This window comes from Bradyrhizobium arachidis, from assembly GCF_024758505.1.
GTDB lineage: Bacteria > Pseudomonadota > Alphaproteobacteria > Rhizobiales > Xanthobacteraceae > Bradyrhizobium > Bradyrhizobium manausense_C.
The window spans coordinates 3,752,794-3,771,888 of the sequence record NZ_CP077970.1; the positions used below are offsets into that span (position 1 = coordinate 3,752,794).

Below are 19,095 nucleotides of genomic sequence, written 5' to 3' on the forward strand. Positions count from 1 at the left end.
TTTCGGGCCGCACCAGGCCCCCAAGCAACAGCCAAGAGCAGTCGATGTCCGCGAAACCGCCGGTCAGCGCTGGCGCACTCCTCAAGCACCGGGCGTTCCTGTTCTTCCTGCTCTCGCGCAGCCTGTCGCGCTTTTCCAGCCAGATCGCGGCGGTCGCGATCGGCTGGCAGATCTACGACCTCACCGGCAGCGCTTTTGCGCTCGGCATGGTCGGCCTCGTGCAGTTCCTGCCCACAGCGCTCCTGGTGTTCGTCGCCGGCCACGCCGCAGACCGCTACGAGCGCAAGCGCGTGGTCCAGCTCTGCCAATTGGCGGAAGCGGCCACCGCGCTCTACCTCGCGGTCAGCACCTATTACGGCGCGGTCGGCGAGGTGCAGATCTTTGTCGCGACCTTCGTGCTCGGCATTGCCGGTGCGTTCGAAAGCCCGACCACCGCGGCGCTGTTGCCCCTGATCGCGCCGGAGGGGTCGCTGCAGCGCGCAACCGCGGTCTCCAGTGGCGCGGCGCAGATCGCAACCATTACGGGGCCGGCGCTCGGCGGCTTTGCCTACGCGATCGCGCCGCACATCGCCTATGGCATCATGGTGCTGTTCTGGATCCTCGGCATGATCTTTACCGGCGTGATCCGGCCGCGGCCGCAGGCGATCCCCAAGGCTGATGACGACGACATCTATGCCGGCGTTCGCTTCATCCGCTCCAATCCGGCGATCCTCGGCACCATCTCGCTCGACCTGTTCGCGGTGCTGCTCGGCGGCGTCACGGCGCTGCTGCCGATCTATGCCCGCGATATCCTGCAGACCGGACCGATGGGGCTCGGCGTGCTGCGCGCAGCGCCCGCGGTCGGCGCGCTCGTCATGACCATGGTGCTGGCGCGGCACGCGATCAATCGGCGCGTCGGCATGCGGATGTTTCAGTCGGTGATCGTGTTCGGCATCGCGACGGTGGCCTTCGCGCTGTCGCACTGGATGTGGCTGTCCGTGGCCTCGCTCGCGATCCTCGGTGCTGCCGATACGATCAGCGTCGTGATCCGCTTCTCGCTGGTGCAGCTTGCCACCCCTGACGAGATGCGCGGCCGCGTCGGTGCCGTGAACTTCCTCTTCATCAACGCCTCCAACCAGCTCGGCCAGTTCGAGAGCGGGCTGACGGCCGCGCTGTTCGGCGCGATGCCGGCCGCGGTTCTCGGCGGCGTCGGCACCATCGCGGTGGCGTTGTTGTGGATGAAGCTGTTCCCGAGCCTGCGCAAGGTGGAGCGGCTGGAGTAGGGGCAGCGCTCTCTCCCCGTCATTGCGAGCGCAGCGAAGCAATCCAGAATCTTTCCGCGGAGACAGTCTGGATTGCTTCGCTGCGCTCGCAATGACGATTATGGAGGCAGTGTGGGCCTCTCCCCGCAAGCGGGGAGAGGGAGAGGAGAGAGCCTTAGCCCCGTCCAACGAACGGCATCTTCGTCGCCATGACCGTCATGAACAGCACGTTGGCGTCCAGCGGCAGGCCGGCCATGTAGGCCACGGCATCGCCGACGGCTTTTGCGTCCATGCGCGGCTCGTGCTTCATCGTGCCGTCGGGCTGCATCACGCCGGGACCGGCGACCATGCGGTCGGTCATCGGCGTCGCTGCGTTGCCGATGTCGACCTGGCCGACCGCGATGTCATAGGCACGGCCGTCGAGATTGCTCGCGCGGGTGAGGCCGGTGATGGCGTGCTTGGTCGAGGTGTAGGCCGCCGAGAACGGCCGCGGTGCATGTGCCGAGATCGAGCCGTTGTTGATGATGCGGCCGCCGCGCGGCGACTGGTCCTTCATGATGCGGAAGGCGTGCTGGGTGCACAGGAACGGGCCGGTGAGGTTGGTGTTCACCACCGCCTGCCACTGCTCGAGCGTGAGATCCTCGAAATTCACCGGCGGCGCGCCCATGCCGGCGTTGTTGAACAGCACGTCCAGCCGGCCGTAGCTGTCCTTCACCTTGGCAAACAGCGCGGCGATCGAGTCGGCGTTGGTCATGTCGGCGGACACGCAGAGGCTCTTTCCGGCCGGGCCGAGCTTTGCGGTCTCTTCCAGCTTGTCGAGCCGTCGTCCCGTGAGCACCACGGTGAAGCCGGCATCCATCAGCGCCAGCGCGGCCGCGCGCCCGACGCCCGTGCCGGCGCCCGTCACCACTGCGATCTTCTTTGCTTCGCTCATCGTTTCCTGCCTTTTCTGTTTGTCAGGTTTTGGAGTCTTTTTCGTTCTTGTAGGGCGGCCGCGGGATATTCTGATGGGCCGCGCGCAGCGCCGCCGACCAGCGCGAACGCAGATCGTGGAAATAGGGCTCGCCCGCTTCGATGCGATGGTTGAGGTCGGCGTCGCAGACATCCGTGCGTGCGACCAGCACGTCGATCGGCAGGCCGACGCCGAGATTGGAGCGCATGGTCGAGTCCATCGAGATCAGGCTCGTCTTCAGCGCCTCATAGAGCTCGATGTCGTAATGCATGGCGCGGTCGAGCACGGGCTTGCCGTATTTGTGCTCGCCGATCTGCAAATAGGGCGTGTCGGTGGTGCATTCAATGAAGTTGCCGGCCGGATAGACCATGAACAGGCGCATCCGCGAGCCCTTGATCTGGCCGCCGAACAGGAAGGAGACGTCGAAATTGATGTCCTCGGCCTTCAGCGCCGCGCCCTCGGTCGAATGCACGGCACGGATGGCGCGGCCGATGCGCTGCGCTGCCTGAAACATGGTCGGCGCGTTCATCAGCGTCTCGATCTCGCCGGTCTCCGGATCTTCGAGGCCCTCGGTCAGCGTCGACAGCACGGACTGGCTGATCGCGAGATTGCCGGCGCTGGCGATCGCCATGATGCGTTCGCCGGGTTTTGAGAAGATGTGCAGCTTGCGGAAGGTCGAGACGTTATCGAGGCCGGCATTGGTCCGGGTGTCGGCGATCATGACGAGGCCTTCCCGAACCAGGATTCCGCAGCAATAGGTCATTTCCAGTCCCCGAACGCACCATCTTGAACGCGGAAATTACTAGCCAATTTCATCGGCGGCTCCAACCCCATTTCCCTGCGCGGCAGCCCTGAAACCTTTCCTTGGCGCGTGCCGTATCAAACGGCTAGAAATCGACCCTACGGAGGAGGGCGGGGAATGAGAAAGCTGGTGCTCGGCAGCCTGGTTGCGGCGGCCGTTGGCGTGAGTCTTGGCATGATTGGCGGCGCGGCGTTCGCTGGTCCCTGGGAGGACGGCATGGCCGCCTACAACCGGGGCGACTATGTACCGGCGGTCCAGGTGTTCCGCGGCATGGCGAAGGCCGGCAATGCCAAGGCGCAGATGATGCTGGGCTCGATGTATCAGCGCGGACAGGGCGTGGCGAAGAGTTCTGCGCACGCCTTCATGTGGCTCACGCTAGCCGCGTCCCGTGGCGACGCGAAGGCGAAGGCGGAGCTGAAGGCGGTCTCGGCGACCATGACGGCGGAGGACCTGTCGCACGCGCGCGCGATGATGCAGACCTGCGAGGCGTCGGATTACAGGAATTGCGAGTATTGAGTCTTACATCGTCATTCCGGGGCGCGCGTAGCGCGAACCCGGAATCTCGCGCCACAATCTCCAGATTCCGGGTTCGATGCTTCGCATCGCCCCGGAATGACTCGCAAAACTGTCACCCCTGCCATTGCGATTGCGACTGCCCGCCGGAACGCCCGGCCTGATCGACCCTAACCGTCACCGTCAGCGTCTCCATGCCGCCGCCATAGCGGGTGCCGCGCACGGGAGCGGCGCCGAGATAATCGAGCCCGATCGCGACACGGACATGGGCGTCGGTCGAGCAGAGGCAGTTGGCGGGATCGAAGCCGACCCAGCCGAGGTCCGGCACGAAAGCCTCGGCCCAGGCGTGACCGGCATCCTGATGGACTGCGCCGTCGGAGCGTAAGAAGTGGCCGGAGACGAAGCGCGCCGGCACGCCCGCGCTGCGCGCGCAGGCGATGAAGATATGCGCATAATCCTGGCAGACGCCGCGCTTGAGCGTGAACGCCTCCGCCGCCGAGGTGCCGCTATGCGTCGGATCCTCGTCGAACGTCATGTGCTCGCTGACCTGCGACATCAGTGAATGCAGGAAGCCGAGCGTGTCGCTCTCGGCCTCGGCGCGCAAGCTCTTCGCGAACGCCGCCATCGCCGGGTTGACCCCGGTGAGGTCGGTGGAGCGCAGGAACATCCCGGCCGGAAAGCGCTCGTCGGCGCCGCGCAGCACGCCGCCGGTGTCGTGGGTCTCGATCAGGCCCTCGGCAGTGATCCTGATGTCGCTGACGGGACCGCAGGACAGCACATGCGTGACGTTGCCGAACGCGTCCTCGTGCATGTCGAGCTTGGTGTCGGTCGAGACGTCGATCTGCCATTCCGCCACATACTGCCCGTCATGGCTGCCGGGTGTCATGCGCAGGATCTGGATCACGCTGGAGGCCGCCGGCTCGTAGCGATAGGTCGTGGTGTGCAGGATTCGCAGGCGCATGGTGCTTCTGGCTCGGTCATTCCGGGATGGTCCAAAGGACCAGACCCGGAATCTCGAGATTCCGGGTTCGATGCTTCGCATCGCCCCGGAATGACGACGGGTTGAGACTGTGTTCGACTAGATCAAATACTGCTTCGTGATGATTTCGCCCAGCCTGGAATTGTCTGCGATGAATTCCTGAATGAATTCATGCACGCCATGCTGGAAGATGTCGGTCATGTTGGAGTGTTCCAGGCGGTTGCGGATGCCGCGGGCGTGGCGCTGGGCCGGGCCCTGGCGGCCATAGGCCACACCGATCTGGTCGAGATTGCGCACGAGATTGTCGTAGCAGCTCGCAAGCGAGCGCGGCAGCGTGCCGTTGAGAATGAGCAGATCCGCGACCAGCCACGGTTTCAGCGTCTCGCGATACACCCAGTGATAGGCAGTCAGCGCCGACACCGACCGCAGGATCGAGCTCCACTGATAGAAGTCGAGCGGACCGCCGACGTGCTCCTCTTCCGGCAGCAGCACGTGATACTTCACGTCGAGAATGCGTGCGGTGTTGTCGGCGCGCTCCAGGTGCAGGCCGAGGCGCGAGAACCAGTAGGCGTCGTTGCGCAGCATGGTCCGGTAGGCCGAGCCGTCGAAGCGCAGCGAGGTCTCCTGCACGAAGCGCAGGAATTTTGCCAGGTCCTCGCGCGTCGAGGTGCCCTTGCTCCAGACCTCCTGCAGCTCGATCCAGGCCGAGTTGATGGTGTCCCACATCTCGCTCGTCAGCGCGGTGCGCACCGAGCGCGAGTTCAGACGCGCCGCCTCGATGCAGTTCCGGATCGAGGACGGATTGTTCGCCGAGAACGAGAGATAGTCGACGACGTTGTTCTCGTTGGCTTCCTCATATTGCTGATAGAAGCTGGCGGCGACGCCGGCGGTGAGCAGCGCCGAGTCCCATTCGTTGGTCTTGCCGACATAGGCGGCGGGTAGCGCGGTCACACGCAACGTCGCGTCGATGGTGCGCGCGAGATATTCCGCACGTTCGACGTAGCGGGCGAGCCAGTAGAGGTTTTCGGCGGTACGCGACAGCATCTCTCTACTCGTCCAGAATCCAGGTGTCTTTGGTGCCGCCGCCCTGGCTGGAATTCACCACGAGCGAGCCTTCCTTCAGGGCGACGCGGGTCAGTCCACCAGGCACGACGGTCGTGCGCTTGCTGCCCGTGAGCACGAAGGGGCGAAGATCGACATGGCGTGGCGCGAGGCCGGACGCCGTGCAGGTCGGGCAGGTCGAGAGTGCCAGCGTCGGCTGCGCGATGAAGCCTTCCGGCTCGCGCTTCAGCTTCTCGCGGAAGGCCTCGATGGTCGCCTTGGTCGCGGCCGGCCCGATCAGCATGCCGTAGCCGCCGGAGCCGTGCACTTCCTTCACGACGAGCTCGCCGAGATTGTCGAGCACGTAGGCGAGATCCTTCGGCTCACGGCAGCGCCAGGTCGGCACGTTCTTCAGGATCGGCTCCTCGCCCAGATAAAATTTCACGATGTCGGGCATGTAGGAGTAGATCGCCTTGTCGTCGGCGATGCCGGTACCGACCGCGTTGGCGAGCGTGATGTTGCCGGCCGCATAGGCCGACATCAGGCCGGGCACGCCGAGCACGGAATCGGGGCGGAAGGTGAGGGGATCGAGGAAATCGTCGTCGACGCGGCGGTAGATCACGTCGACCCGTTTCAAGCCCTCCGTCGTGCGCATGAACACTTCGTTGTTCTTGACGATGAGGTCGCGGCCCTCGACGAGCTCGATGCCGAGCTTGTCGGCGAGGAAGGAGTGCTCGTAATAGGCAGAGTTGTAGACGCCGGGGGTGAGCAGCGCGACCGTCGGCTCGGACGAGGCGCTCAGCGGCGCCACCGAGCGCAGGGCAGCCAGCAGCTCGTCCGGATAACGCTCGACCGGCGCCACCCTGTGCCGGGCAAACAGGTCCGGAAACAGCCGCATCATGATCTCGCGGTTTTCCAGCATGTAGGACACGCCGGACGGCGTGCGCGCATTGTCCTCGAGCACGATGAAGTCGTTGGCGTCGACCCGGACGATGTCGATGCCGGCGATGTGCACATAGACGTCGTGCGGCACCTGCTGGCCGTTCATCTCCGGGCGGAACACCGGGTTCTGGAAGATCAGGTCGTCCGGCACTATCTCGGCGCGCAGCACCTCGCGGCCATGATAGATGTCACGCAGGAACATGTTGAGCGCGCGCACCCGCTGCTTCAGGCCCTTTTCCAGCAGTGCCCATTCCTTGCCCGACATGATGCGCGGGATGACGTCGAACGGGATCAGCCGCTCGGTGGCCTCCGCATCGCCATAGACGGCGAAGGTGATGCCGATGCGGCGGAACAGAAGCTCCGCCTCCTGACGGCGATATTCGAGCGCCTCGGAAGGCGTCTCCTTGAGCCAGCGTGCCAGCTCCTGATAGGCGGGACGGAGGTCCCCCCCGGGAATATTCATTTCATCGAACGCGACTGCCATAGATCCCGACTGTTCTCCCGAGGCGTTGCGCAATTGGTCAGGTCGCATAGGCCTTGGTGAAGACCGCAACGTCCTGTGGCCATGCGCAGAGAGTGCATGACTTATCGGGGTGGTAGCAAGGGCCGGGCCAGCGCGATATGCATGGACTAACGGCATTTGACGGGGATAGCCGGCGGCGTGCCTGAAAAAATGGCGGAGGACTGCTTATTTCGGCAGCAAAACCGCGTGACTTCAACGCGTTACCTCGGCAAAGTTGGCGCCACAGGTGAGGAATGGGTTTATGAGCGAGATCGTCACGGCGGGCATTCTGGTGATCGGGGACGAAATCCTCTCCGGCCGGACCAAGGACAAGAACATCGGCTTCATCGCCGAGTACCTGACCAATATCGGTATCGACCTGAAGGAAGTCCGGGTCGTCTCCGACGACGAGGACGACATCATCGCCGCCCTGAATGCACTGCGGCAACGCTACACCTACGTCTTCACGACAGGCGGCATCGGGCCGACCCATGACGACATCACCGCCGACAGCGTGGCCAAGGCCTTTGGTGTCGGCATCGACCACCACCCGGAGGTGGTGGCGCGCTTCCGCGAGCGCTGGAGCGGGCAGGACCTCAACGAGGCGCGGCTGCGCATGGCCCGCATCCCCGACGGCGCCGAGCTGATCCAGAGCGCGACCATCCTCGCCCCCGGCTTCAAGATCGGCAATGTCATCGTGATGGCGGGGGTGCCCTCGATCATGCAGGCGATGATGGACATCGTTTCGCCCAAGCTGAAGTCTGGCGTCCGCATGCTCTCGGAGTCGGTCCGCGCCAACGCGCGGGAGGGCGACATCGGCAGCCCGTTGCGGGCCATTGCCGCCGCCCATCCCGACACCATCATCGGCAGCTATCCCTTCATGGACGAGGACTCGAAGCCCAACACCAATCTGGTGGTGCGCTCGCGCGACCCGGAGAAGCTTTCCGCCGCGATGTCCGCCGTGAAGGAAATGCTGGCGGGATTGAGTGTGAATCGCTAGCACGACACCGCCGGACGATGATTGGCAGGAGACGACGATGAACGGTGAATTGACTGCACAGGAACGGGCGGGCAAGGCCTTTCCGGTCTCGTGGGACCAGTTCCACCGCGATTGCCGAGCGCTGACCTGGCGGCTCAACGAGGTCGGCCCGTTCCATGCGGTCATCGCCATCACCCGCGGCGGCCTGGTGCCGGCCGCAATCGTGGCGCGCGAGCTCGGCGTGCGCATCATCGATACCGTCTGCATCGCGAGCTACGACCACGACAAGCAGGGCGATCTGCAGGTTCTCAAGGGCATTTCCGACGCGGCGATGAAGCTCGGCGGCGGCACCGGCAAGGGTCTGTTGATCGTCGACGACCTCGTCGACACCGGCAAGACCGGCAAGCTGGTGCGCGAGATGCTGCCGGATGCGCATTTCGCCACCGTCTATGCCAAGCCGAAGGGCCGTCCGCTGGTCGACACCTTCATCACCGAGGTATCGCAGGACACCTGGATCTTCTTCCCCTGGGACACCGCGCTCTCCTACCACCCGCCGCTGCGGGATGGTGCGGCGTAAGAGGATGTCATTCCGGGGCGATGCGAAGCATCGAACCCGGAATCTCGAGATTCCACAATGTGCAATTGCACATTGGGGTTCGGCTCTTCGAGCCGCCCCGGAATGACGGCAGTTGAATAGGCGCGCTTTCATGCCGCTGCAAAACCGCGTCACGCCCACCGGCGACATCATCGCGACACCCCATCGCGGGATGTTTACCGGCAATCGTGGCATCATCCACGATCCCGCGTCCAAGACGCTTCTCAAGAAGCGCTGGTCAAGTCCGGCCTGGCTCACCTGCACCTGCGAATTCCGCGGCCGTCGCCGCGAGGTGATGGCGCAGCGGAGCTGGACCGAGCTGTTCTTCCTGGACGAGGCCACCGCACTCGCTGCCGGCCATCGTCCCTGCTTCTATTGCCGCCGCGACGACGCCAACCGCTTTCGCGCGGCCTGGGAGAAGGGCAATCGCGTCCATGACGTTCGCATGCACGATATCGACGCCGTGCTGCATCATGAGCGACTCGATGATGGCAGGAAGCGGCTGCATGAGCTCGTGATGCCGATCGAGCAGCTCCCCGATGGAGCGATGGTGCTAAAGGGCGAGGAGAGTTTCCTGGTGACGCAGGGCAGGGTCCTGCTGTGGTCGTCGGCAGGCTATGCCAATGCTGCGCGGCAGCTCGACGATGCGAAACTCCTGACGCCGCCTTCAACCCTTCGGGCGTTGAATGCAGGATACCAGGTCGTGCTGCATCCGACGGCCACGCGCTAGCGCAGCGGCCGTCCCTGTTCGCCGACAGTCAGCCGCACATCGCGCAGTGCTCATTCGCGGATCACTTCAACTTCTCGCGCGCCAGCGCAGCACCGGCGCCGAGCGCCATCAGTTTTGCTTCCGCGATGTCCCGCCGCATCGGCGCCATGCCGCAATTGGTCGTGGCGATGATGTTGCTCTTGGGCACGAATTTTGCGACGTCCTCGATCACCTTGACGACGTCCTCGGCGGTCTCGACCGTGTCGCTCGCGACGTCGATCACGCCGGCCTGGACGATCTTGTTCTTGAGCAGCGCCAGGAGGTCGAGCGGCACCTTGGAATTGCGGCATTCGATCGCGACCTGCTGGATTGGGCTGGCGTCGATCGCGGGAAAGATCTGCTCGTACTGCCGCCACTGTTCGCCGAGCGTTTCCTTCCAGTCCGTGTTGGCCTTGATGCCGTAGCCGTAGCAGATGTGCACGGCGGTTGCGCAGGTCAGCCCTTCGGCGGCGCGCTCCAGTGCCTTGATGCCCCAGTCGTTGACCTCGTCCATGTAGACGTTGAAGGCCGGCTCGTCGAACTGGATGAGGTCGACGCCGTCGGCCTGCAACGCCTTGGCTTCCGCGTTCAATAGTTCGGCAAAGGCAAAGGCCATCTTGACGCGGTCGCCATAATAGCGGTCGGCGATGGTGTCGATGATGGTCATCGGGCCGGGCAGGGTGAACTTCAGCTTCCGGCCGGTGTGCGTCCGGGCGACGCGCGCCTCAAATTCATGGACGCGCTCCCTAAGCTGCAGGGGCGCAACGACCTGCGGCACCATCGCCTTGTAGCGGTCCTTGCGGATGCCCATCTCGACCTTGTGGGCGAAGTCGATGCCCTCGATCTTCTCCAGAAAACCGTGCACGAAATGCTGCCGCGCCTGCTCGCCCTCGGTCACGATGTCGATGCCGGCGTCGTCCTGGATCTTCAGCCAGATCAGCGTCGCGTCGCGCTTGGCGCGCAAAAGCTCGTCGCCCTTCGCCTTCCAGGGCGCCCAGAGCATGTTCGGCTCGGCGAGCCATTCCGGCTTCGGCAAGGAGCCGGCAATCGTGGTTGGAAACAGCATGGCGGCCTCCCGGGGGTTCTCGTTGCGCACCTTCCTGCCATGTCTTAACGTCGAGGTACAGAACAACAAAAGTCGTCGTCAACCGGCGACGCCGACAGGGAAGGTCATGATCGATCTCTACTACGCGCCGACGCCGAACGGCTGGAAAGTCTCGATCATGCTGGAGGAACTGGGGCTTCCCTATCAGGTCATTCCCGTCAACATTCGCACCGGCGAGCAGTTTCGCCCCGAATTCCTGGCCATCTCTCCGAACAACCGAATTCCCGCGATCGTCGATCACGCGCCGGCCGATGGCGGCGAGCCGTTCTCGGCGTTCGAGACCGGTGCCATCCTCATCTATCTGGCGGAGAAGACGGGCCGCTTGCTGCCCGCTGATCTCCGCGGGCGCTCGCGCACCATTCAATGGGTGATGTGGCAGATGGCGGGCCTCGGTCCCATGCTCGGCCAGCACGGCCATTTTGCACTCTATGCCGCGGAAAGGATTCCATACGCCATCGAGCGTTATCGCGACGAGGCGGCGCGGCTTTACGGCGTGCTCGACCGGCAGCTCGGAAAGACCGGTGCCTATGTCGCGGGTGACGACTACTCCATCGCCGACATCGCCTGCTTCCCGTGGACCATGACTCACAAGGCGCAGGGCTTTACGCTCGACGACTATCCGAGCGTCAAGCGCTGGTACGCCACTGTGCGCGCGCGTCCGCAGGTGCAGGCCGGGCTTGCGATCGGCAAGTTCGTCAAGGAACCCTTCGACGAGGAATCACGCAAGATCATGTTCGGCCAACGTGCGAAGGAATTGTTGGGAAAGAAATAGGCTGCCGCCACACCCGTCATTGCGAGCGCAGCGAAGCAATCCAGGCTGGTTCCGCGGAAAGATTCTGGATTGCTCGCTTCGCTCGCAATGACGGGGGATGGAGCGACATGAACAACAAACAAGGAAACGCCCGTGATCGAATTCTTCTTCGACTGTTCCAGCCCCTGGACCTATCTCGCCTTCCACAACATCCGGCCGCTCGCAAAAGAGCTCGGGGTCGAGATCGTCTGGCGGCCGATCCTGGTCGGCGGCATCTTCAACACGGTGAACCCCAGCGTCTACGCCCAGCGCGAGACGCCGGTGCCGTTGAAGGCGCGCTACATGAAGAAGGACCTGCAGGACTGGGCGGGCTCGGCCGGCCTTGCGATCAAGATGCCGCCGACGGTGTTTCCCGTGAACAGCGTCAAGGCGATGCGCGGCTGCATCTGGCTGGGTGCGGACATGGTGCCGTTCGCAACCGCCGTGTTCGAGACCTATTGGGGCGGCGACAAGGACATCTCGCAGGACGCGGTCCTTGCCGAGGTCTGCAAAAAGGTCGGCATCGACGAGCAAAAGTTCTTTGCCGGGATTTCGGCGCAGACCATCAAGGACCAGCTCAAGGCCAACACCGAGGAGGTCGTGGCGCGCGGCGGATTCGGCTCGCCCACGATCTTCATCGACAAGACCGACATGTACTTCGGAAATGACCGGCTGCCGCTGATCCGCGAGGCGATTTTGCGCCGCAAGGCGAGTGCGGCCTGATGGTGCGCGCCGTCGTTTGTCGTGCGCTCGGTGCGCCCGAGACCCTGCGGCTCGAGGAATTTCCGTCGCGGCCCTTGAGCCCGGGCGAGGTGCGCGTCGCGATCCGCGCTGCCGGTCTCAATTTCCCCGACGTGCTGATGGCGGCGGGCGAATACCAGCTCAAGCCGGAGTTGCCGTTCACGCCGGGCATGGAGGCCGCGGGCGATGTGACCGAGATCGGCGCGGAGGTGAAAGGCGTCTCTGTCGGCGACAAGATGATCGTCAAGATGCGGCACGGCGCCTTCACCGATGAAGCCGTCGTCATGCCGTCGCAGTTGACGTCGATGCCGTCGACCTTCGACTATGCGGAGGCCGCGACGTTTTTGGCCGGGCACGGCACCGCCTATCACGCGCTGATCGACCGCGGCAAGGTCGAGCCCGGCGAGGTGTTGCTGGTGCACGGCGCCGGCGGCGGCGTCGGGCTTGCCGCGGTCGAGCTCGGCAAGATGCTGGGCGCCACCGTGATCGCGACCGCATCGAGCGATGAGAAGCTCGCGATCGCAAAGGCGCGCGGTGCCGATCATCTCGTGCGCTACGACAGGGAGCCGTTCCGCGATGCCGTCAAGCGCATCACCGATGGCCGCGGCGCCGACGTCGTGTTCGATCCCGTCGGCGGCGAGGTCTTCGAGAACTCGATGCGCTGCATCGCCTGGGGCGCGCGTCTCCTGGTGATTGGCTTTACCGGCGGCATCGGCTCGGCGAAAACCAATCTCCTGCTGATCAAAGGCGCGAGCGTGCTCGGCGTGCGCGCCGGCGAAGCGGTGCGCAGGAATCCGGCGCGCGGCGAGGTCAGGCTGAAGGCGCTGCTCAATTGGGCGGAGGAGGGCAAGCTGCGCCCCAACGTCTCCCATCGTCTGCCGCTGCAAGATTACGCCAAGGCGATGCGGCTGCTGATCGACCGCAAGGCGATCGGCCGAGTCGCGCTGGTGATGGATTGACGGTGCTGTGCCTTCGTAGGGTGGGTTAGCCCCGCGGATTGCGCGAAGCGCAATTCCGCTGGCGTAACCCACCTCTTTACTGTCCGCTTGGAGAGAGAAGTGGTGGGTTACGCCGTGCGGACTGCGCTTAGCGCGCAGCCGCGGGGCTAACCCACCCTACGATCGCGAATGCGTCGGAAAGCGTCCATCCCGCAGGAAGCCGATCGTCGCCGCAATCGCTTCGTCATTTCGCATCAGCCACGGATGGGTTGCGTGGACCACCACGTGGTCGGTCATGCCATCTAGCTTCGTGTTCGCCACCGAGACGCGTCCGTCGTGGGGCCGCGGCAGCAACGCTCCAGTCACTGGATAGATCGAACGATCGCCGGCAATGATGCCGACGGGATAGTCGATTTGCGGCAGCAGCGCCGCGGTCGCGGCGTCGCGATGCGTGCCGAGTTGCTGTCCGGCCGGGCCGAAGAAGGTGCGGTAAGGGTACGAGTTCTTGAGGCGATCGGCGATCTCGCTGCCGCCGTTGGGCGTTCCCAGCATCACGACGCGCCCGAGATTTTGCACGCGGTGTCGCGCGAGATAGACGCGCGCCAGAAGTCCGCCCATGGAGTGGCAGACGAAATGCACGGAGCCACCAAGCGCGCCGGCAAACAACTCGATCGCGGGGTGAATGTCCTCCGCGAGTTCCTCGAGCGCCTTGCGACGGCTGGCATAGTCGAGGTTGAGCGTTGCATAGCCGCCGTGCTCGATCGCAAGCTCCATCTTGCGAAACGAGCGCGCCGTCCGGCTGATCCCGTGCAGGAAGACGACGCCGTCCCGAGGCGTCGCCGACCCCACGCTCACTTATAGTCCCGCTCGGTCCACCACGGGAAATAGTCGGGCATGTCGCTCGACACCTTGTTCTTGAACTGTGCGGGCCGCTTCTCCAGGAACGAGACGACGCCTTCCTTCACGTCGTCGGAGCGGCCCCGGGCATAGATGCCGCGGCTGTCGACCTTGTGGGCTTCCATCGGGTCGTCGGCGCCCATCATGCGCCACATCATCTGGCGGATCAGCGCCACTGATACAGGCGCGGTCTTGGCGGCAAATTCCTTGGCGAGCGCGCGCGCGGTCGGCAGCAGATCATCGGGAGCCACGACCTTGCTGACGAGCCGGCCGGCAAGCGCCTCCTGCGCCGGGAAGACGCGACCCGAATAGCACCATTCCAGCGCCTGCGAGATGCCGACGATGCGCGGCAGGAACCAGCTCGAGGCGGCCTCGGGCACGATGCCGCGCTGGGAGAACACGAAGCCGAAGCGCGCGGCGTCGGACGCGATGCGGATATCCATCGCGAGCTGCATGGTGACGCCGATGCCGACCGCAGGACCGTTCACGGCCGCGATGACAGGCTTGAGGCACTTGAAGATTCGCAGCGTCACCTGGCCGCCGCCGTCGCGCACCTGCGGGTCGCTGTAGTCGACGGCGCCGCTCGCAAGCCGCTTCACCGGCCCGCGCCGCGCGTCACGGTCAAACGTGTTGGCGCCGGAGGAGAGGTCTGCGCCGGCGCAGAAGCCGCGGCCTGCACCGGTCACGATGATGGCGCGGACGTTGTCGTCCTTGTCGGCGGCGTCGAACGCGTCGATCAGCTCGGCTTGCATCTGTGCGTTGAAGGCGTTGAGCTTGTCGGGCCGGTTCAGCGTAATGGTGAGAATCTGATCGGCGACCTCGTATTTGATGGTCTCATACGCCATGGCGGGTTTCCTTCCTTGTCTTTATGAATTCTGTCATTGCCGGGCGGAGCCGTTTGAAGGACGGCGTCGCTTCCGCTCGCCTATGCCCGACAACCATCCGTTCTGAGACGCATGGATGCGCGGGCAGAGCCCGCGCGACTTGTGCCTAGCCGCTACTTCTTCGGCGGGCTCGGCCACGGCCGCTGCGGCCCGCGCAGACTCTCGAACGCCTTGGCCATGCCGAGCACGCCGATGTCATCGAAACGGCGCCCGACGATCTGCACGCCGATGGGAAAGCCCTTGGCGTCGTAGCCGCCGTTGATTGCGATCGCCGGGTTCTCCGACATATTCCACGGTACGGTATAGCAGATGTGCTCGAACGGCTTCATGGGATCGTTGACGGGCGAAGCAAACTCCGCCGGATAGTTCACGTTCGGCGCGGTCGGCGAGATCAGATAGTCGAGCTCGCAGAACAGCGTTTTTGCGGCCGCGCGGATCGCCATGGTCTGGTTAAAACCCCTGATGACGTCGACGCCGGAGAGCTTTGCACCCGACTCGCCCCATTTGAAGATGTAGGGCAGCACCTTGGCCTGCTCGTCGGGCGTGAGCTTTGAGAGGTCGTCCCACATCCGCGCGCGCCAAAAATTGTCGAGGCCGTCAAGCATCTCGCGCGTCAAAATGCCGTCGACTTCGGTGACGACGGCGCCCGCGGATTCGAACGCCTTGGCGGCCTTCACCGCGACCTCGCGCACCGGCTTCTCCAGCGGTTGGCCGACGCCGAGATCGAGCATCAGGCCGATTCGCAGCTTGCGCGGCGATTTTTCCAGTGCCTTCCAGTTGATGGTGTCGGCGGGCAGGCTCATGCCGTCGCGCCGGTCGGGCTTCGCGATCACGCTCATCATCAGCGCGCAATCATCCACGGTGCGGGTCATCGGACCCGCGACCCGGCCCACATAGGGCGGATCGATCGGCACGCGGCCAAAGCTCGGCTTCAGGCCGACGAGACCGCACCATCCGGCCGGCAGCCGGATCGAGCCACCGATATCGGTGCCGAGATGCAGCGGGCCGTAGCCGGCCGCACCGGCAGCACCCGCGCCGGCGCTGGACCCGCCGGGATTTTTGGTGAGATCCCAGGGATTGCGGGCGAGCGCATGAAAACTCGAAAGCCCCGACGACAGCATGCCGTAATCGGGCATGGTGGTCTTGGCGAACAGGATCGCGCCGGCTTCGCGCAGGCGCGCAGCCGGCGGTGCATCCTTCTCGGCCGGCACCAGCTTGACGCTGGCGGCGCCCAGCGGCACCGGCGTGCCCTTGGTCGCGATGTTGTCCTTGATAGTCACAGGCACGCCGTCGAGTGGGCCGGACGGCTCGCCGCCGGACCAGCGCGCGGTTGAGGCCTTTGCGGCCGCGCGTGCGCCATCGGGATCGAAGGCGTAGAGCGCCTTGAGCTGCGGCTCCCACACGGCGACATGCGCGAGCAGATCCTCCAGCACCTCGCTCGGCGAGAATTGCTTTGCGCGATAGCCCGCGATCAGATCGACCGCGGAGAGATCATGCAGGGAGGTGACGGCCTCCTCGGTGCGCGGCTTATGCATGAGCTCCGACCGGCATGCGCGTTTCGATGATGCGGGCGAACATGCTGGCGCCGATCGGCAAGATCTTGTCGTCGAGCACGTAGCCGGGATTGTGCACGGGCACGGAGCCGTCATGCCCAACCCAGAAATAGGCGCCGGGAATGGTCTGCAGCATGTCGGCAAAATCCTCGCTGCCCATCTTGGGCTGCGTGCGGGTGATGACGTTGGCCGGGTTGACGACGGTGCGCGCGACGTCCTCGACCACCTTGGACTGCTCGACCTGGTTGACCAGCACGCCAAAGGTATCGCGAATGTCGGCCTCGATCTCGCACTGAAAGGCGCTCGCCACGCCGGCGCAGATCGCGCGCATGCGCTCGCGGATCAGCGCGCGGACCTCGTCGGAGAAGGCGCGCACGGTGCCGCAGAGATGCGCGTCACCGGGAATGACGTTGTAGGCCGAGCCGGCATGGATCTGCGTGATCGAGACCACCGCAGCCTGCAGCGGATCGACGTTGCGGCTGACGATGGTCTGAATGGACTGCGCCAGCGTGGTCGCGATAACAACCGCGTCCTTGGAGCGCTCGGGCATCGCGCCATGCGCGCCATAGCCGCTGATGCGGAGATCGAAGAAGTCGGCGCCGGCCATCGCCGGTCCGGGCAGGATGGCGATCTCGCCGTGATTGAGGTCGGGCGCGTTGTGGAGGCCGTAGAGCTCGTCGCAGGGAAACTTTTCGAACAGCCCGTCCTTGATCATCGCGCGCGCGCCGCCGAGGCCTTCCTCGGCCGGCTGGAAGATCAGGTGCACGGTGCCGTCGAAATTGCGGGTCTCGGCGAGGTAGCGTGCGGTGCCGAGCAGCATGGTGGTGTGGCCGTCATGGCCGCAGCCGTGGAAGCGGCCGGGAATGGTCGAGCGCCATTTCAGGTTTGTGTTCTCCTCCATCGGCAGCGCGTCCATGTCGGCGCGCAGGCCGATGCGCTTGCCGCTGGTACCGTTGCCCTTGATGACGCCGATCACGCCGGTGCCGCCGAGACCACGATGCACCTCGACGCCCCAGCTCTTCAGCTTGTCGGCGACGATGCCCGACGTGCGGACCTCCTCGAAGCCGATCTCGGGATGGGCGTGCAGGTCGCGGCGGATGGCGGTGAGTTCATCGGCGTAGCCGTCGATGCGATCGATGGTGGGCATCTGGTTTCTTCTGTCCGGTTAGCGTGATGGGGGATTGAATACGGGGCCGTTCGGCTTGATGCGGACGCCCGGACGCAACCTCGTCCAGGGCAGGGACGCGGTGTCGGCCGGCATCGCGCCGGGCGCGGCGCAGATCAGAAGCTTTGCGGCGATCGGCTCGAAATCGGCGCGGTAATGCACGGAACTCTTGTTGACGAGGATGGCCTGCTCGGTCGGCTCGATGCCGACATATCGGTACATCGCCTGATCGGCGAGCTGTGCCTTGTGCGAGCTCACGACGACGCGGACGTCGCCGATCCGCAAGGCGGCCGACGGGCCCATCTCCATCTCGCGGCCGCCATAATAGGGGCCGGGCGCGACGAAGCGGCCATCGGACAATTTTTCGACGACGAAGGTCTCAGTGTAGGGAGCATCGCCGGGAATGCCGGACTTGCCGCCGAGCGACAAGGTGACGGTTGCACCGACACCGGCGGCGTGCGCGGCCTTCGCCGAGACCGGATCATAGATCACGCCGGTGGCCGCACTTGCCTTGTTGCGCACCAGCGCGCGCAACATGCCTGTGGTGTCGGAATCGCCGCCGGCGCCGGGATTGTCCTGAGTGTCGGCGATGATGATCGGCTTGCTCGCGTCCTTGGCGAGCTCCATCGCATGGCGCACGCCTTCGTCGGGCGACCAGATTTTTCCGTCAAAGTCGTCCTCGTGGCTTTCGATCAGCTTGACGATCGCATCTGCCGCGCGGTCGGCGTCCGCTTGCGTCACGCCATAGGCGAACACGCTCGGACCGCAATCGCGGAAGTCGGCGGCAGGGAAGCCGGGTGCAAAGGAGAGGGTGGGGACCGCATCGCTCTCGAGCGCGGCGAGTGTTTCGTAGATGCCTTCGGTCGGCTGGTCGTTGGTGCATTGCCAACTGATCGGGATCAGGAACGGCAGTTGCCGGAACGCCTTTGCCAGGCGTTGTTTGGTGTTGAGCAACAACGCGAGATGCTTTGCCGAGGCACGGCCTGTCTCCGCCATGTCGACATGCGGATAGGTGCGATAGGCGATCAGCGCGTCCGCATGCTCGACCATTTCGGGCGTGACGTTGGCGTGCAGATCGAGGCTGGCGACGAGCGGAACATCCTTGCCGATCACCTTGCGGACACGCGCGAGGATTTCGCCTTCGCCGTCGTCAAGATGCTCGGTGACCATGGCACCGTGGAGATCGAGATAGACGGCATCGAGCGGGCCGGCCGCCTTGATGCCGTCGACCATCACTTTCACGATGCGCTCGAACGCATCCTCGGTGACATGGGCCGACGGGCTCGCGCCGCAGGCAATGGTCGGTATGAGTTCCCAGCCGTTGGCTTCGGCACTCTCGACGAAACCGGCGAGCCCGACATTGATGCGGCGCATCACCTTCAGCACATCGGCGCCCTCAGTCATCGCCGGCCAGCCGCCGCCATGCTGGAAGTCGGCAAATGTGGCCTTCGTCGGAGCGAAGGTGTTGGTCTCATGCAGGAAGCCGCCGACGGCGATGCGTGTCATTCAATCAGTCCAAAGCCAATCAGTCCAAAGCGATGTGTCGCGCGACGTTACCCGCCTTTGCGGCAAGAGCAAGCAAGGGACGCCATCGCGCCGCGCATGGCCTCAAGCCGTTTTGGGAATGGTGCTGGTACACGGTGCGTGTCGTGAGCGTAGTGATCCGCCAACCCCTCAGTGTCGTCCTGGCGAAAGCCAGGACCCATACCGCGAGGTCCATCGATTTTG

The 19,095-nt window shown here is 64.7% G+C and carries 19 protein-coding genes; 8 read left to right on the plus strand and 11 right to left on the minus strand.

Going from position 1 to position 19,095, the window contains the following annotated elements; all coding sequences use genetic code 11:
• Nucleotides 1-44: 44 nt before the first annotated feature.
• Nucleotides 45-1,262 (plus strand): MFS transporter, encoded by a 1,218-nt coding sequence (locus KUF59_RS16965; RefSeq protein ID WP_212458331.1) that lies wholly within the window; start codon nucleotides 45-47, stop codon nucleotides 1,260-1,262.
• Nucleotides 1,263-1,416: 154 nt separating this feature from the next.
• Here the strand turns inward: KUF59_RS16965 and KUF59_RS16970 are convergent, their stop codons facing one another.
• Complete coding sequence (locus KUF59_RS16970) at nucleotides 1,417-2,175, minus strand: SDR family oxidoreductase (protein WP_212403034.1); 759 nt, start codon at nucleotides 2,173-2,175, stop codon at nucleotides 1,417-1,419.
• Between the two features lie 22 nt (nucleotides 2,176-2,197).
• Nucleotides 2,198-2,956, minus strand: coding sequence for a proteasome-type protease (locus tag KUF59_RS16975; protein WP_212458332.1), 759 nt, complete (start codon nucleotides 2,954-2,956; stop codon nucleotides 2,198-2,200).
• Nucleotides 2,957-3,112: 156 nt separating this feature from the next.
• Between KUF59_RS16975 and KUF59_RS16980 the strand changes: the two genes are divergently transcribed.
• Entirely contained in the window at nucleotides 3,113-3,511 is a 399-nt protein-coding gene (locus tag KUF59_RS16980; RefSeq protein ID WP_212458333.1) for a sel1 repeat family protein, read from the plus strand.
• Between the two features lie 112 nt (nucleotides 3,512-3,623).
• Here KUF59_RS16980 and KUF59_RS16985 read toward each other — a convergent pair whose 3' ends face one another.
• The 3 genes from KUF59_RS16985 to KUF59_RS16995 form a co-directional block, all read right to left on the minus strand.
• Entirely contained in the window at nucleotides 3,624-4,469 is an 846-nt protein-coding gene (locus tag KUF59_RS16985) for a transglutaminase family protein (RefSeq protein ID WP_212458334.1), read from the minus strand.
• A gap of 117 nt (nucleotides 4,470-4,586) precedes the next feature.
• Nucleotides 4,587-5,531 (minus strand): alpha-E domain-containing protein, encoded by a 945-nt coding sequence (locus KUF59_RS16990; protein ID WP_212458335.1) that lies wholly within the window; start codon nucleotides 5,529-5,531, stop codon nucleotides 4,587-4,589.
• Nucleotides 5,532-5,535: 4 nt separating this feature from the next.
• A complete protein-coding gene (locus KUF59_RS16995; RefSeq protein ID WP_212458336.1) occupies nucleotides 5,536-6,954 on the minus strand; it encodes a circularly permuted type 2 ATP-grasp protein in 1,419 nt (472 codons plus the stop codon).
• Between the two features lie 280 nt (nucleotides 6,955-7,234).
• Between KUF59_RS16995 and KUF59_RS17000 the strand changes: the two genes are divergently transcribed.
• The 3 genes from KUF59_RS17000 to KUF59_RS17010 all read left to right on the plus strand — a co-directional run bounded on the left by KUF59_RS17000 (nucleotide 7,235) and on the right by KUF59_RS17010 (nucleotide 9,276).
• Nucleotides 7,235-7,972: a competence/damage-inducible protein A gene (locus KUF59_RS17000; protein WP_212458337.1), complete on the plus strand. Its 738-nt coding sequence runs from the start codon at nucleotides 7,235-7,237 to the stop codon at nucleotides 7,970-7,972.
• Between the two features lie 37 nt (nucleotides 7,973-8,009).
• On the plus strand, nucleotides 8,010-8,528 hold the full coding sequence (gene gpt, locus KUF59_RS17005) for a xanthine phosphoribosyltransferase (protein WP_212458338.1): 519 nt from the start codon (nucleotides 8,010-8,012) through the stop codon (nucleotides 8,526-8,528).
• A gap of 130 nt (nucleotides 8,529-8,658) precedes the next feature.
• Nucleotides 8,659-9,276 carry a hypothetical protein gene (locus KUF59_RS17010; RefSeq protein WP_212458339.1) on the plus strand — a complete coding sequence of 206 codons (618 nt, stop codon included), beginning with the start codon at nucleotides 8,659-8,661 and terminating at the stop codon, nucleotides 9,274-9,276.
• Between the two features lie 61 nt (nucleotides 9,277-9,337).
• Here KUF59_RS17010 and KUF59_RS17015 read toward each other — a convergent pair whose 3' ends face one another.
• Complete coding sequence (locus KUF59_RS17015) at nucleotides 9,338-10,360, minus strand: methionine synthase (RefSeq protein ID WP_258769710.1); 1,023 nt, start codon at nucleotides 10,358-10,360, stop codon at nucleotides 9,338-9,340.
• Between the two features lie 106 nt (nucleotides 10,361-10,466).
• On the opposite strand from KUF59_RS17015, the gene KUF59_RS17020 reads away from it, so the two are divergent.
• The 3 genes from KUF59_RS17020 (at nucleotide 10,467) to KUF59_RS17030 (ending at nucleotide 12,889) form a co-directional block, all read left to right on the plus strand.
• Nucleotides 10,467-11,171, plus strand: coding sequence for a glutathione S-transferase N-terminal domain-containing protein (locus KUF59_RS17020; protein WP_212458341.1), 705 nt, complete (start codon nucleotides 10,467-10,469; stop codon nucleotides 11,169-11,171).
• A 132-nt stretch (nucleotides 11,172-11,303) separates the two neighbouring features.
• Nucleotides 11,304-11,912, plus strand: coding sequence for a 2-hydroxychromene-2-carboxylate isomerase (locus KUF59_RS17025; RefSeq protein WP_212458342.1), 609 nt, complete (start codon nucleotides 11,304-11,306; stop codon nucleotides 11,910-11,912).
• Complete coding sequence (locus tag KUF59_RS17030) at nucleotides 11,912-12,889, plus strand: NADPH:quinone oxidoreductase family protein (RefSeq protein ID WP_212458343.1); 978 nt, start codon at nucleotides 11,912-11,914, stop codon at nucleotides 12,887-12,889. The genes KUF59_RS17025 and KUF59_RS17030 overlap by 1 nt, the downstream gene beginning before the upstream one ends.
• A 156-nt stretch (nucleotides 12,890-13,045) precedes the next feature.
• Here KUF59_RS17030 and KUF59_RS17035 read toward each other — a convergent pair whose 3' ends face one another.
• The 5 genes from KUF59_RS17035 to KUF59_RS17055 all read right to left on the minus strand — a co-directional run bounded on the left by KUF59_RS17035 (nucleotide 13,046) and on the right by KUF59_RS17055 (nucleotide 18,873).
• A complete protein-coding gene (locus KUF59_RS17035; protein ID WP_212458344.1) occupies nucleotides 13,046-13,723 on the minus strand; it encodes an esterase/lipase family protein in 678 nt (225 codons plus the stop codon).
• The gene (locus KUF59_RS17040; RefSeq protein WP_212458345.1) at nucleotides 13,720-14,610 is read right to left on the minus strand and encodes a crotonase/enoyl-CoA hydratase family protein; all 891 of its coding nucleotides are present in this window, start codon (nucleotides 14,608-14,610) and stop codon (nucleotides 13,720-13,722) included. Before KUF59_RS17040 ends, KUF59_RS17035 begins: the two co-directional genes overlap by 4 nt.
• Before the next feature lie 152 nt (nucleotides 14,611-14,762).
• Nucleotides 14,763-16,184, minus strand: a complete 1,422-nt coding sequence (locus KUF59_RS17045) for an amidase (RefSeq protein ID WP_212458346.1) — start codon at nucleotides 16,182-16,184, stop codon at nucleotides 14,763-14,765.
• Complete coding sequence (locus KUF59_RS17050) at nucleotides 16,177-17,349, minus strand: M20 aminoacylase family protein (protein WP_258769711.1); 1,173 nt, start codon at nucleotides 17,347-17,349, stop codon at nucleotides 16,177-16,179. Before KUF59_RS17050 ends, KUF59_RS17045 begins: the two co-directional genes overlap by 8 nt.
• Before the next feature lie 18 nt (nucleotides 17,350-17,367).
• Nucleotides 17,368-18,873, minus strand: coding sequence for a M81 family metallopeptidase (locus tag KUF59_RS17055; protein ID WP_212458348.1), 1,506 nt, complete (start codon nucleotides 18,871-18,873; stop codon nucleotides 17,368-17,370).
• Nucleotides 18,874-19,095: the final 222 nt, after the last annotated feature.